Origin of the sequence: Pseudarthrobacter sp. GA104 (assembly GCF_009741265.1) — a bacterium.
GTDB lineage: Bacteria > Actinomycetota > Actinomycetes > Actinomycetales > Micrococcaceae > Arthrobacter.
The window spans coordinates 2,923,344-2,937,250 of the sequence record NZ_WOWL01000001.1 but is presented as its reverse complement, the minus strand read 5'-3'; the positions used below and the strand labels follow the sequence as shown (position 1 = coordinate 2,937,250).

Here is a 13,907-nt window from a genome sequence, read left to right as displayed (position 1 = left end):
CCTCCTCGCGGCGGCGGCATCCACCACCCTGCTTAGCATCACCCCACAAAACCGAAAGAGATCTCTATGGACCCCCTCCACCTCCGTTCCGCCGGCACCAGCCTGGTGATCAGCTTCGACAGCGGAGAGGCCGAGGTCATCCATTGGGGCGCGGACCTGGGCACCACCTTGCCGGACCTCGCCATCCTCACCGCCCCGGTCCCGCACTCCGCCATCGATGCGCGCGTTCCGGCGGGCCTCCTCCCCCAGGCTTCGTCGTCGTGGCGCGGCAGGGCCGCCCTGCGCGGTTCCCGAATGGCCGACGGCGTCTCCGGGTTGGATTTCTCGGCCCGCCTCCGCGTTGCCACAGCCAGCGCCAACGGCGGTTCTGCCGTCATCGTCCAGTCGGACCCGGATGCCGGCCTCACGGTGGAATCCACCCTGGCCCTGCACGACGGCGGCCTGCTGGAACTGCGGCACACCGTCACCAATGACGGCACTACCCCCTACCAGCTCGACGAACTGGCGACCGTCCTCCCCGTGGCGCCTGACGCCGTCGAGCTCCTCGACCTCACCGGCCGCTGGTGCCGCGAGCGCCACCCGCAGCGCCGGGCCATCCAGCAGGGGACCTGGGTCCGGACGGGCCGGCACGGCCGCACCGGCCATGATTCCTCCCTGCTGTTCGCCGCCGGCACCGCCGGTTTCGGCAACCGGCACGGGAAAGTCTGGGCCACGCACCTGGCCTGGAGCGGCAACCACGAGCAGTTCGCCGACACCATCGGTGATGGCCGCACCATGATCGGCGGTTCAGAGCTCCTGGGACCTGCCGAAGTCATCCTTGAAGCCGGCGGCAGCTACACAACGCCCGCGCTGTTCGCCGCCTATTCGGACAAGGGACTGGACGGGATCACCGAAGCCTTCTACAGCTGGTTCCGGTCCCGTCCGCACCACGTGCTGCCCGCCGCTTCCACAGGCCGGCCCGCCGGCAAGCCGCGCCCGGTGGTGCTCAACACCTGGGAGGCCGTCTACTTTGACCACAACCTGGACACGCTGATTGAGCTGGCCGAGTCCGCGGCCGATCTTGGCGTGGAGCGCTTCGTACTCGACGACGGCTGGTTCCGCGGCCGCCGCGACGACCACGCCGGCCTCGGCGACTGGTACGTGGATGAAAGCCTGTGGCCCCAGGGGCTGACGCCGCTCATTGAGGCGGCCACCTCCCGCGGCATGGAATTCGGGCTGTGGGTGGAGCCGGAAATGGTCAACCTCGATTCAGACATCGCCCGGGCACATCCTGACTGGATCGTTGGCCCGTCCGCCGTCCAGCACAAGGACGGCGGACGGCTTCCCCTGGAATGGCGCAACCAGCACATCATCGACCTGGTGAATCCTGAAGCCTGGCAGTACATCTTCAGCCGCATCGATGCTCTCCTGCGCGAGAACAACATCAGCTACCTGAAGTGGGACCAGAACCGGGACCTCACGGAGCACGGCCATGCCGGCCGCTCCTCCGTCCACGAGCAGACCCTGGCCGCCTACCGGCTGTTCGACGAGCTCCGGAAGGCGCACCCCGGCGTCGAAATTGAATCCTGCTCCTCCGGCGGGGCACGCGTGGACCTGGGCATCCTGGAGCGGACGGACCGGATCTGGGGGTCCGACTGCAACGATGCGCTGGAGCGGCAGACCATCCAGCGCTGGACGGGCGCGGTGGTCCCGCCGGAACTGGTGGGCAGCCACATCGGCCCCACCACCTCGCACACCACCGCCCGCACGCACGATCTCTCCTTCCGGGCCATTTCCGCGCTGTTCGGCCACTTCGGCATGGAGTGGGATGTCCGGCAGGTCACCGGGGCTGAGCGTGAGGAGCTCAAGCGCTTCATCGCCCTGTTCAAGGAACACCGCGCGCTGATCCACAGCGGCCGCCGCGTCCACGCGGACGTTGCCGGCGATGCCCTGCTGCTGCACGGCGTCGTCACCGGGGCCCCTGCGGCTGAAGGCACGACGGCGGCCCTGTTCGCCCTGGTGAGCACGCGCACCTCCGCCGCCGAGGTACCGGGCCGGCTGGGCATCCCGGGGCTGGACCCTGAGCGCAGCTACCGCGCGGAGGCAATCTTCCCCACTCCGGATGACTCCGACTACGGCCACACCTACACCCAGGTGCAGCCGCCGGCCTGGCTGGCGGACGGGGCGGAGGCAACCGGACGCTTCTTCGCCGAGGTGGGCCTGCCCATGCCCAACCTCAACCCCGAGCACGGGCTGCTCGTGCGGTTCACCGCACTCTAATGACCGTCGATTGCTCCGTAAACGTCGTTTTCACGCTTCAAAACGGCATTTACGGAGCGATCGATGGGGGTGCCGGCGTAAGAATGCACGGCACCCGAAGCCAGCCGATAGATTGTCATTCATGACTGAAGCCTCCACCGACCCTGCCGCCCGCCGTACCATCCTGGTAATCAACGGGCCCAACCTGAACCTGCTGGGAACCCGGGAGCCGGAAAAGTATGGCACGTCCACCCTGGCGGATGTAGAGCAGCTGGCGGCCGCAGCCGCCGAGGCCCACGGTTTTACGGTCGAATGCGTCCAGTCCAACCACGAAGGCGTCCTGCTCGACGTCATCCACGCCGCCCGGAGCAACGCCGCGGGCATCGTCATCAACGCGGGGGCGTTCACCCACACCTCAGTGGCTCTCCGTGACGCCCTCGCTGCCGTGCAGCTGCCCGCCGTCGAGGTCCACATCACCAATGTGCACCAGCGGGAAGAGTTCCGGCACCACTCGTTCCTGTCCCCCGTCTGCTCGGCGGTCATCGTGGGCGCAGGCGTTGTGGGGTACCGGCTGGCGATTGACTACCTCGCAGAGGTCCTCTAACCGCTACTTCTGGATGCACTGCCCGGAGGAAACCGGAGCGCTCAACGACGCCGCCTGAGAGGCCACCGGGTTGAGGTCATCCATGGTGATGGCGAATCCCATTTCCGTGTCTGCGGTCGCCTTGGCGAAAATCACCCCTGCCACATCCCCCTCCATGGTCAGCAGCGGCCCGCCGGAGTTCCCGGGCTGCACGTCGCCGGCCAGGCGGTAGATCTCCTCGGGGGAGGCATTGTTGCCGTAGATGTCCGGCACCATCACGGTGGTGATGTCCTGGACCGTGGCCGGCTTGGACTGGAACGGTCCGCCGTGGGGGTAGCCGGCAAAAGCGGCGGGGCTGCCGTTGGGCAGGTCGGGGCTAAGCGCCAGCGCATCAGCGGGGAGGTTGTCCACGGCCAGCACCGCGAGGTCGTGCTTGGTGTCGAAGTAGACGACGCGCCCGGGCATCGCCCCGCCGTCAGGCAGTTCCACCACCGGCTCCGACACGCCCGCCACGACATGCGCGTTGGTGATCACACGGTCCGCAGAGACCACGAACCCGGTGCCTGTCTGGTTCTGGCCGCACTGGTAGGCGGTCCCCGCGATCCTGAGCACGGAATCGGCGGCACGGTTCAGGGCCGGCGTATCGGTGCTGGCGTTCGGTACCGGCACTGCCGGGCCCTGCTCCAGTCCCTCGAGCAGGGTAGGGATGCCGTTGCCGATCACCGTGGAGCGAAGCTGCGCCATGGTTGCTTTGACGGGGTCCGGGGTCAGGCCGTCGATAAAGCGGATGACCTTGGATTCGGCCAGCTGCTGGGACACAAGCGGCACGCCCAGGGAGCCGATGCTGAAGGCCAGCATGGACATCACCAGCGCGGATACCACCACGTTCACGGCCCCGCCCACCAGCCGGTCCACCGCACGCAAGGGCCGGATCCGCACGGCGCCGCGGATTTGCCGGCCTGCCATCGTCCCCAGGCCGTGCCCCAGGACCACCAGGACGACGGCGGCTGCCACGATGGCGGTCAGCCTCCATCCGGAGTCCTGGACAAAGCCGCTCACCAGGGGGACTGCAAAAAAGGCTGCCACTGCTCCGGCAGCGAATCCCGCAATGCCGCCGACTGTCACCAGGAAACCATTGCGCAGGCCGTAAACCAGATAGGACAGCAGCGCCAGGATCAGGACCAGGTCCAAGACAGTCAAGCCGACCAATGAGGCTCCTTATTAAGCAGTTGAACCTTCATTCTAATGTTGGATGCTGACAATATTCTGGACAGCTCCCCGCCCTGCGGGCCGTGTGGAGTCCCGCTGCCCGCCGCCTTCACGGCCGCCCGAAATAGGTCCCGACCGGCCGTTGGAGCCCTGCATCGGGGCGTTTTGCCTGCCAAGTTCGTCACAGAACCTTGAAAATTCTGAAACAATGGCACAAGCGCCACAGCCGACACTTTTATTCAGGAGATTTCATGGACATCGAGGTACTGCGCCGAGCACCCCTTTTCGCCACGCTCGACGACGACGCATTCCGTCTGCTGACGGACGAGCTCACCGAGGTGGACCTGTCCCGCGGCGCTTCGGTGTTCCGTGAAGGCGACCAAGGCGACCAGCTGTACTTCATCGTCTCCGGCAAGGTGAAGCTCGGCCGGACCTCTCCCGATGGCCGTGAATCCCTCCTGGCCATCCTGGGCCCGGGTGAACTCTTCGGCGAAATGGCCCTCTTCGATCCCAGCCCGCGGACCGCGACGGCAACCGCCGTCTCCGAGACCCGGCTTGCCGGCCTCCGGAACGAGAGCTTGAACACACTGCTCCGCACCCGTCCCGAGGTCTCCGCGCAGCTGCTGCAGGCCCTGGCCCGCCGCCTGCGCCGCACCAATGATTCGCTGTCCGACCTGGTGTTCTCCGACGTTCCGGGCCGCGTTGCCAAGGCGCTGCTTGACCTGGCAGACCGTTTCGGGCGGCCGGCGACGGACGGTGTCCTGGTAGCCCACGAGCTCACCCAGGAAGAGCTCGCCCAGCTCGTCGGCGCATCCCGCGAAACCGTCAACAAGGCCCTCGCCGAATTCGTCCAGCGCGGCTGGCTCCGGCTGGAAGCCCGCGCCGTCGTCATTTTGGACATGCAGCGCCTCCGCCAGCGCTCCCGCTAGCAACCCGCCGCCTCCGGCCCCGGGCCCCTGTTTCCCCGCGAACGCTCTCTCACTTGATGCGCTAAAACGGCCGACGCTCTCTCACTTTCCTAAGGAAAGCGAGAGAGCGTCGGTGGAAAAGCAACATCAAGTGAGAGAGCGTTTCATGTGGGCGGCAGCCCGCCAACCGGACCGAAACCCGCCGCGGACCTACCGTTCGCGCTGGGGATCGTCCGGGGTCGTCTTGGCGGCCTCGACCTCGAGCATGAGCCTGCCGTCCTCTTCAACCAGGACCGGCTGGTACACGTGGGCCTTGCGCTTGTAGCTCAGGTAGGCGATGCAGCCGTTGGCCATGGCCATCTTTTCGAGCATGATTTCAGAGCCGGGGACCAGGAGCTCACCCAAGGTTCGGCCCACTGTATTCTCCTGGCCAACCTCGTCGCCCAGGGCGGTGGTATCGCGCTCGGCGATCACGTCGGCAGCATTGACCCAGCGCCCCCAGACGCCCTTCCCGTCCAGCAGGGTGGGCTGCTGGTTCAGGGGCACGGTGGCGGCGAAGTAGCGGGTGTCGAACCGACGGTGCGCGAAGTCCGGGCTGCGCCAGTTGACCAGTGACTTCAGCAGGTCCGCCCGGACGGACAGTCCCCGCTTTGCCAGGATCTCCGGGAAGGTCTTCTCCTGCTCAGCCACGGCAATGCGGGCGCGCATCCACTCCGGGGTCGACGTCGCTTCCACCGTACTGGCCATGTCCGGGCCGGCCAGCAGCACGCCGGTTTCCTCGAAGAGTTCGCGGATGGCGCCCAGCACGTGGCGCCGCGCCAGCCCGACGTCGTCCGTTCCCATCTGCTCAGCCCAATGCTGGGGCGGGGGGCCGAGCCAGCCCACGGGATCGTCGTCGGCGGCGTCCAGCGATCCGCCGGGGAAAGCGAGGACGCCCAACGGCGAGGACCCCGGCCGGTAGGCCAGCCAGGTTTCCAGGCCTGTGGGGGAATCGCGCAGGAGGACCACCGAGGACGCAAGGCGCGCCGCGCGGGGCGTCCGTTCGCCGTGTTCGAGCCAGCTCTGGGCGGCCCCTTCAAGGTCCTGGGGAAGAGCAAAGAGCCGTCGAGCTAGCTGAGGCAAGGGAAACCTACCGGTCCTAGCTGAATTCCGCTATGAGTTCGACCTCAACAGGAGAATCGAGCGGCAGCACGGAGACGCCGACGGCGGAACGGGCGTGCTGGCCCGCGTCACCGAGGACGCGCCCCAGCAGTTCCGACGCGCCGTTGATGACACCAGGCTGTCCTGTGAAGGACGGATCGGACGAGACGAAGCCCACAACCTTGACGATGCGGGTGATCCGGTCAAGGTCACCAATGACGCTCTTGACGGCTGCCAGGGCGTTGACGGCGCAGATGGCCGCGAACCGCTGGGCGTCTTCGGGGGACACCGTGGGCTCGTCAGCGTAGCCTTCGGTTCCGGCCGACACTTTGCCGGTTGCCGGGAGTTTGCCGTTAATGAACGGCAGCTGTCCCGAGGTGTACACGTGGCTGCCGGAAATCACGGCGGGGACATAGGCGGCCACAGGCGGAGCGACCTCGGGAAGGGTGAGCCCAAGGTCTGCGAGCCGCTGCTCAACAGCCGAAACAGGCGCCGCTGCTGCGCCGGGCTTGGCCTCTGCGGAGGTGCCCATGCTACTGCTTCTCCCTCTTGAGGTAGGCCACCAGGCCGTTTCCGTCCGGTCCGGGGACCACCTGCACCAGCTCCCAGCCGTCGTCTCCCCACTGGTCCAGGATCTGCTTGGTGGCGTGAATAATGAGCGGAATCGTCGCGTACTCCCATTTGGTCATGAGAGAAAGACTAGTCCTTGCCGGTAAAGTGGAAAACATGGCGACTCGTACGAACCCATTATTCGACACTGCCACCACCCTCGGTAAGATCCTCGTTTTCCTTGGCGTGAGTGCTATTTGCGGTGTCCTGGTAGCAGGCCTGCTGGTTCCCGCAGCGGCCGTTTCAGGCAGCGCAGCGAGCGGTTCCATCGAGTTCTTCGACACCCTTCCGGCCGAGCTGAAGGTTGACCCGCCCAACCAGACCACCAGGATCCTGGCTGCGGACGGAAGCGAGATCGCCAGCGTCTACACCGAGAACCGCACCAAAGTCGCCTTGGACCAGATCTCGCCCTTCGTTAAGAAAGCTGTCATCGCCGTCGAGGACAGCCGTTTCTATGACCACGGGGGCGTGGACACCACAGGCATCCTCCGCGCGCTGGTCAGCACCGCCCGCGGCAACAAGCAGGGCGCGTCCACCATCACGCAGCAGTACGTAAACAACGTCCTCAACGCCAACCTCGCCGCCGAGGGCAACGAGGACCAGATCAAGCTCAACGGTGTCAACAAGGGCGTGGGCGACAAGCTCCGCGAGATGAAGCTTGCCATCGCCCTGGAAAAGGAGTTCAGCAAGGAGCAGATCCTTGAGGGCTACCTAAACATCGTCTTCTTCAACCGCGACGCATACGGCATCGAGGCCGCGTCCCGCTTCTTCTTCAGCACCAGCGCCAAGGACCTCACGCTCCCTCAGGCGGCGTTGCTGGCCGGACTCGTCAACAGCCCGTCCGCGTTTGACCCCATCAACAACCCGGAGAACGCCAAGCAGCGCCGCGACCTGGTACTGGGCCTGATGCTGAACCAGGGCAAGATCACCCAGGCCGAGCACGACGCCGCGGTGGCCACCCCCGTGGAGACCAAGGTCACGCAGCCGAAGCAGGGCTGCGCCTACGCGTCCACCGCTCCCTACTTCTGCGACTACGTGCTGCACCTGCTGGAGAACAACCCGGCGTACGGTGCGGACCGCGAAGAGCGCCTGCGCCTCATCTACGGTGGCGGCCTGACCATCACCACCACGCTGGACCCGAACGCCCAGGCAGTCGCGCAGGAGCAGGTCAACGCCTCCGCCGGCGCCAACCCGGACAAGTGGGGTGCGGCCATGGTCTCGGTGCAGCCCAACTCGGGCAAGATCGTCTCGATGGCCCAGAACACCTCCTTCCTGCCCGCGGAAGGCGCCTTCGATTCCCAGGTGAACTTCAACGTGGACAAGCTGGACAAGGACGGCAACGACCTCAATGGCCTTGGCGGTGCCCAGCCCGGCTCCACCATGAAGCCGTTCACCTTCGCGGAGTGGCTCAACGAGGGCAAGTCCATGAACACCGTGGTCAACGCAGCACAGCGCCGCTACCCGCTGAACTTCCCGTGGCGCAACACCTGCGGCAAGGTCGCGGGCGCCTACAACACTGCCGAGAAGTCGCTCGGCGCTGCCGACGACCTGCAGAACGCCGAACCGCAGTGGTACCGGCCCCTCTCGGTCCTCGAAGGCCTGTACAACTCCATCAACACCGTGACCTTCGCGTCGGCCGCGCAGCTTGACTTCTGCGGAATCCAAAAGATCGTGGACGCCACCGGTCTTCACGGCGGCCTCCCTGCGGAGGGAGACCCTAACCCGAAGATCAACATGTCCACGCTGGGCAACCTGCTCGGTTCCACCCAGACGGCACCGCTGACCATGGCCAGCGCCTTCGCCACGTTCGCCAACGACGGCAAGTATTGCGAACCCATCGCCATCACTGCGGTGACCGACCAGACCGGGGCCACCCTCCCGGCACAGTCCAGCAGCTGCCGGGACGCGATCAAGCCGGACGTTGCCCGTGGCGTGAACTACGCCCTCCAGGAAGTCCTGAACCGCGGCTCCGGCTCACTGATCCAGCCCCGGATTTCAACGCGCACCAGCTTCCCGATCGGCGCCAAGACCGGTACGTCCAACAACAACGGATCCACGTGGGTGGTGGGCCACACCACCGGCCTGGCCACGGCTGCCTGGTTCGGTGACGCACTCGGCGCCCAGGACCGGTCCGGCCAGAACATCACGGTCAACGGAAAGTTCTACCCCGGCATCGACGGTTACATGATTGCCGGCCCGATGTTCTCGAACTTCATGTCCCGGATCGCGCCGGCCTACGGCACCAATCCGTTCCCGGCCCCGCCCAGCAACCTCCTGAACGGCGGCACGAACACCCGCACGCCCGCCACGACGGCACCGCAGGCAACCCAGGCACCGGCCCCGGCACCCGCCACCCAGCCCGCCCCCGCACCCGCGCCGGGCAACAGCGACAAGAAGAACTAGCCGCCGATGATTTCATCCAGCGAGTTGGCCAGCCGCGCCCGGACCATCGGGCGCGGCTTTGCCGTCACCGCCGGAACCGGGGCTGCCGCCGGGATGGCCGCCTTCGGGTACGGCCTGTGGGAGAAAAACCAGTTTGTCCTCCGTGAAGAGACCCTGGCCATCCTGCCCCCGGGGAAAAACCCCTTCCGCATCCTGCACCTGAGCGACATCCACTTCGTTCCCGGCCAGAAAAAGAAGGCTGCGTGGCTGCAGTCACTGGCCGAACTCAAACCGGACCTGGTAGTGAACACCGGCGACAACCTCAGCCACGCCAAAGCGGTGGATCCCCTCCTGGCCGCGCTCCGTCCGCTGCTGGAATTCCCCGGCGTCTTTGTCCCCGGCTCCAATGACTACTTCGCCCCGAGCCTGAAGAATCCCGCCTCCTACCTGCTGGGACCGTCCAAGGCCAAGCCCAAGCCGACGGCGCTTGACTGGCCGCGGCTGCGTTCAGGCTTCGGGATGGGCGGCTGGGTGGACCTGACCAACCGCCACCAGTCCCTGGTCATGAACGGCATGCGCTTCGACTTCTCCGGAGTGGACGATCCCCACCTGCAACGCGAACGGTACGCCGGATGGCCGCGCGGGACCGTGAACCAGGACGCCGCAGACCACCTCAAAGTGGCCGTCATCCACGCGCCCTACCAGCGGGTGCTGGACCACTTCACGGAGGACGGCGCGGATCTCCTGCTCGCCGGCCACACCCATGGCGGGCAGCTTTGCATCCCGGGCTACGGCGCCCTCGTGGCCAACTGCGACCTTCCCACCTGGCGGGCAAAAGGCCTGCATGACTGGAGCAGCAATGGACGCACGACGCCGGTCAACGTGTCGGGCGGCATCGGCACCTCGCGCTTCGCCCCGGTAAGGATCGCCTGCCGTCCGGAAGCTGTCCTGCTGACCCTGACTTCGCCCGCCTGACCGGGTACGCGCGCCTATTGCCGTTCGTAACAACCGGCCAGGCTCTTTCCGGAACCACGACCCTGTGAATCGGCTCACGCCATGGCATAGGGTAGTTGCTACGGGAAACTACATTCGTTTTAGAGCTTGAGAAGCGGGCATGGCCAGGCAAACTCCATTTTTTCGGTCGATCAGTCGTCTCTACCCCCATGTCCGGCCCATTATCCCGCGGCTCGTGCTGGGACTCCTCTGCGCGCTGTTTGCCAGCGTTGTAGCCCTGGCCATCCCCCAGGTCCTGAGGGTCCTGGTCAACGAATCACTGCAGCCGGGCGGCAACACTGAGGCGATCTGGATGTCGGCCGGCATCATCCTGGTTCTGGGCATCGCTGAAGCGGGCCTGGTTGCGCTCCGCCGGCAGTTCGTCATCAACCCGGCCACCACTGTGGAGACCCGGATGCGCGTCTCCCTTTATGACCATCTCCAGGAACTGACGGTCTCCTTCCATGACCGCTGGGGCTCCGGCCAGCTCCTGTCCCGCGCCATGACCGACCTGAACTTCCTGCGCCGCTGGATGGCGTTCGGCGCCATCATGCTGGTGGTCACCACCCTCACCGTGATCATCGGTATTGCCGTCATGTTCGCCATGAGCTGGCAGCTTGCCCTGATCTTCCTGGCCGCGGCCGTGCCCATCATGGCGTACAGCTTCCGGTTCCGGACCCGCTTCAGCAAAGTGGCACGCCTCAGCCAGGACCAGGCAGGCGACCTGGCCACCACGGTGGAGGAATCCGTCCACGGCATCCGCGTGCTCAAGGCATTTGGCCGCAGCCGGGAAGCACTCGAAACCTTCGAGTTACAGGCCGAAGAGCTCCGCCAGACGGAAATCGCCAAGGCGCGCCACCAGGCCACGTTCACCTTGGTGGTCACGCTCCTGCCGGAACTCGCCCTGGGCGCCGGCCTGGTGGCGGGTATCCTGCTGTGCTCCACCGGGCAGCTGAGCATCGGCGCGTTGGTGGCCTTCTTCGCCACCGCGGCGGTCATTGCCACACCCGTTGAATTTTCCGGCATGCTGCTGGCCATGGCACTTACCGCCAAGACCGCCGTCGACCGCCACTACGAAGTGATGGATACTGCCAACAGCATTACCAGTCCCCCGGAACCGCGGAGCCCGCGCCAGCCCGCGGGCGCGCTCCGTTTCAACAACGCCACTTTCGCCTTCGAGGACGCCCCGGACAAGCCCATCCTCAAGGACGTCAACCTGGAACTCCGGCCCGGTGAGACCATGGCCCTGGTGGGCATCACAGGAAGCGGCAAGAGCGCCCTGATCCAGCTGGTGCCCCGCCTCTACGATGTCACCGGCGGTTCCATCAGCATCGACGGCGTGGACCTGCGCGACTTCGACGTGGAGGAGCTCCGCCGCATCGTGGGCGTAGCCTTCGAGGACACCACCCTGTTCTCCAACTCCGTCCGCGACAACGTTCTCCTCGGCGCACCGGAGCGCACCGACGAGGCCCTGGACGAGGCGCTGGACGTGGCGCAGGCCCACTTCGCGTACTCCCTCCCGGACGGCGTGGACACGCTGATCGGCGAGGAGGGCCTCAGCCTGTCCGGCGGGCAGCGCCAACGGATTGCGCTGGCCCGCGCCATTGCCGCCCGGCCGCGGGTGCTGGTACTGGATGACCCGCTGTCCGCCTTGGACGTCCACACGGAGGAGCTGGTGGAGAACCGGCTCCGGACCGTCCTGAAGGACACCACCACGCTGATCGTCGCGCACCGGCCATCCACTGTTGCCCTCGCGGACCGGGTGGCCCTGCTCGAACAAGGCAGGATCGCCGCCGTCGGAACGCATACGGAACTGCTGGCAGGCAACGACCATTACCGTTACGTCATCGCCAGCCTGGACCAGGACCCCCGGGACCTGGATTCGGAATTGTCGGACCTCGAGGAAGATGCCGATATCCAGGAAGCCGAGGCCACCCGATGAGCGCCACGACATTCGGCACCGCCAACGAAGACAACGCCCACCTCAGCAAGAGCGACAGCAGGGCGGTACGACGGCGCTCGCTGGCGCTGCTGCGGTCACTGATCCGGCCGGTGCGCCTGCGCTTCTGGCTGACCATCGCCATGGTGGTCCTGTCCCAGGCGGCACGCGTGGCGGGCCCGGCGCTGATCGCCTACGGCATCGACCGCGCACTGCCCGCCCTCCAGGCCGGGGACAACGCGCCCCTGGTGCTCACCGGCGTCGCCTACCTCCTCGCGGCCATGGCGACGGCGGGGCTCACGGCCTTGTATGTCACGTCCACCGCCAGGCTGAGCCAGGCCATGCTGCTGGACCTGCGCCTCCGGGTGTTCCGCCACACCCAGCGGCTGAGCCTGGAGTTCCACGAGAAGTACACCTCCGGCCGGATCATAGCCCGGCAGACGTCGGACCTGGAGGCCCTCCGGGAGCTCCTGGACTCGGGGGTCAGTTCGCTCGCCTCAGGCGTGCTGTTCATGGTTTTTACTGCAGCCACCGTGTTCGCACTGGACTGGCGGAGCGGGCTGCTGGTGCTGGCCGCGGGCGTTCCCATGTTCCTCCTGGCACGCTGGTACCAGAAACACTCCCAGATCGTCTTCCGGGAATCGCGGGTGGTCTCCGCCCGGCTGATTGTGCATTTCGTGGAAACCATGACAGGCATCCGCGCAGTCAAGGCCTTCCGGAAGGAGCAGGAAAACTCCGGGCTTTACAGCCGGCTCGCCGAGGAATACCGGCGGGTCACCGTGCGCTCCATCAACCTGAACGGCATCTTCCAGCCCGGGCTGGTGCTGATCGGCAACGTGTGCGTGGCAGTGGTCCTGCTCTTCGGAGGCTTCCGCGTCCTCGGCGGGGACCTGGAAGTCGGGGTTCTCCTGGCACTCATCCTCTCCACCAAACGGTTCTTCCAGCCGGTGGACCAGATGGCCATGTTCTACAACTCGTTCCAGAGTGCCCAGGCCGCGCTCGAAAAGGTCTCGGGGCTCCTCGAGGAGGTGCCTACTGTCCGGCCGCCGAAGAATCCCGTCGCACTGAAGGACGCCAAGGGTGCAATTGACTTCACGGACGTCGAATTCCGGTACGGAGACGGTCCTGTCATCGTCCCCAACCTGAACCTGCGCATCCCTGCGGGGCAAGCCGTAGCCTTGGTGGGCCAGACGGGAGCAGGGAAATCCACCCTGGCCAAGCTGATAGCCCGTTTCTACGACGTCACGTCGGGTTCGATCACGCTCGACGGCATCGACCTCCGGAGCCTCGGCACCACCGACCTGCGCCGCAACATTGTCATGGTCACCCAAGAGTCGTTCCTGTTCAGCGGCTCGGTGGCGGACAACATCGCATTGGGCCGCCCGGAAGCCTCCCGCTCCGAGATCGAGGAAGCAGCCAAGGCAGTGGGCGCCCACGACTTCATCAGGGAACTTCCCGAGGGCTATGACACCGATGTCAACAAGCGCGGCGGGCGGGTGTCATCCGGCCAGCGGCAGCTCATCAGCTTTGCCAGGGCTTTCCTGGCCCGCCCGGCAGTACTGATCCTGGACGAGGCGACCTCCTCGCTGGACATCCCCTCCGAACGGCTGGTGCAGCAGGGCCTGGCCCGCCTCCTCGCGGGCACGGAGGCGGCCCGCCGGACGGCCCTGATCATCGCCCACCGCCTGTCCACAGTGGAAACCGCGGACAGGGTGCTGGTGGTGCAGGACGGCCGCATCGTGGAGGACGGCAGCCCGGCCGATCTCATTGGCGGCGGCGGACGCTTTGCGGACCTGCATGGAGCGTGGAAGGACTCACTGGTCTGATCCCGGTCCCCTGCCCCTGCCCGGCCGGCCTTCCTGTCCGGGCTGAGGATTTCGCATCGGGACCCGGCATCGGCTATCCT

At 66.3% G+C, this 13,907-nt stretch carries 11 protein-coding genes; 7 read left to right on the top strand and 4 right to left on the bottom strand.

Translation table 11 applies throughout. The annotated features are described in order from the left end of the window. Nucleotides 1-66 precede the first annotated feature (66 nt). Both GK109_RS13385 and aroQ read left to right on the top strand, forming a co-directional pair. Nucleotides 67-2,259, top strand: a complete 2,193-nt coding sequence (locus tag GK109_RS13385; protein ID WP_157241110.1) for an alpha-galactosidase — start codon at nucleotides 67-69, stop codon at nucleotides 2,257-2,259. A gap of 121 nt (nucleotides 2,260-2,380) precedes the next feature. Continuing rightward, the gene (aroQ, locus tag GK109_RS13380; RefSeq protein ID WP_157241108.1) at nucleotides 2,381-2,842 is read left to right on the top strand and encodes a type II 3-dehydroquinate dehydratase; all 462 of its coding nucleotides are present in this window, start codon (nucleotides 2,381-2,383) and stop codon (nucleotides 2,840-2,842) included. A gap of 3 nt (nucleotides 2,843-2,845) precedes the next feature. Here aroQ and GK109_RS13375 read toward each other — a convergent pair whose 3' ends face one another. Continuing rightward, nucleotides 2,846-4,030, bottom strand: a complete 1,185-nt coding sequence (locus GK109_RS13375; protein WP_157241106.1) for a MarP family serine protease — start codon at nucleotides 4,028-4,030, stop codon at nucleotides 2,846-2,848. Between the two features lie 251 nt (nucleotides 4,031-4,281). Between GK109_RS13375 and GK109_RS13370 the strand changes: the two genes are divergently transcribed. Continuing rightward, a complete protein-coding gene (locus tag GK109_RS13370) occupies nucleotides 4,282-4,959 on the top strand; it encodes a Crp/Fnr family transcriptional regulator (protein WP_050684013.1) in 678 nt (225 codons plus the stop codon). A gap of 189 nt (nucleotides 4,960-5,148) precedes the next feature. On the opposite strand, the gene GK109_RS13365 is transcribed toward GK109_RS13370, so the two are convergent. The 3 genes from GK109_RS13365 to GK109_RS13355 are packed head-to-tail and all read right to left on the bottom strand — an operon-like array spanning nucleotide 5,149 to nucleotide 6,767. Further along, a complete protein-coding gene (locus GK109_RS13365; RefSeq protein WP_157241104.1) occupies nucleotides 5,149-6,060 on the bottom strand; it encodes an NUDIX hydrolase in 912 nt (303 codons plus the stop codon). Between the two features lie 16 nt (nucleotides 6,061-6,076). After that, nucleotides 6,077-6,610 (bottom strand): RidA family protein, encoded by a 534-nt coding sequence (locus tag GK109_RS13360; RefSeq protein ID WP_157241103.1) that lies wholly within the window; start codon nucleotides 6,608-6,610, stop codon nucleotides 6,077-6,079. Between the two features lies 1 nt (nucleotide 6,611). Continuing rightward, nucleotides 6,612-6,767, bottom strand: coding sequence for a DUF4177 domain-containing protein (locus GK109_RS13355; RefSeq protein ID WP_003797879.1), 156 nt, complete (start codon nucleotides 6,765-6,767; stop codon nucleotides 6,612-6,614). 37 nt (nucleotides 6,768-6,804) lie between these two features. Here GK109_RS13355 and GK109_RS13350 point away from each other — a divergent pair, with 37 nt between their 5' ends. The 4 genes from GK109_RS13350 (at nucleotide 6,805) to GK109_RS13335 (ending at nucleotide 13,827) form a co-directional block, all read left to right on the top strand. Next, nucleotides 6,805-9,090, top strand: coding sequence for a transglycosylase domain-containing protein (locus tag GK109_RS13350; RefSeq protein ID WP_157241101.1), 2,286 nt, complete (start codon nucleotides 6,805-6,807; stop codon nucleotides 9,088-9,090). A 6-nt stretch (nucleotides 9,091-9,096) separates the two neighbouring features. Continuing rightward, on the top strand, nucleotides 9,097-10,044 hold the full coding sequence (locus GK109_RS13345) for a metallophosphoesterase (RefSeq protein WP_157241099.1): 948 nt from the start codon (nucleotides 9,097-9,099) through the stop codon (nucleotides 10,042-10,044). Between the two features lie 139 nt (nucleotides 10,045-10,183). Next, nucleotides 10,184-12,004, top strand: coding sequence for an ABC transporter ATP-binding protein (locus tag GK109_RS13340; protein ID WP_157241097.1), 1,821 nt, complete (start codon nucleotides 10,184-10,186; stop codon nucleotides 12,002-12,004). Continuing rightward, nucleotides 12,001-13,827 carry an ABC transporter ATP-binding protein gene (locus GK109_RS13335; protein WP_157241095.1) on the top strand — a complete coding sequence of 609 codons (1,827 nt, stop codon included), beginning with the start codon at nucleotides 12,001-12,003 and terminating at the stop codon, nucleotides 13,825-13,827. Before GK109_RS13340 ends, GK109_RS13335 begins: the two co-directional genes overlap by 4 nt. Nucleotides 13,828-13,907: the final 80 nt, after the last annotated feature.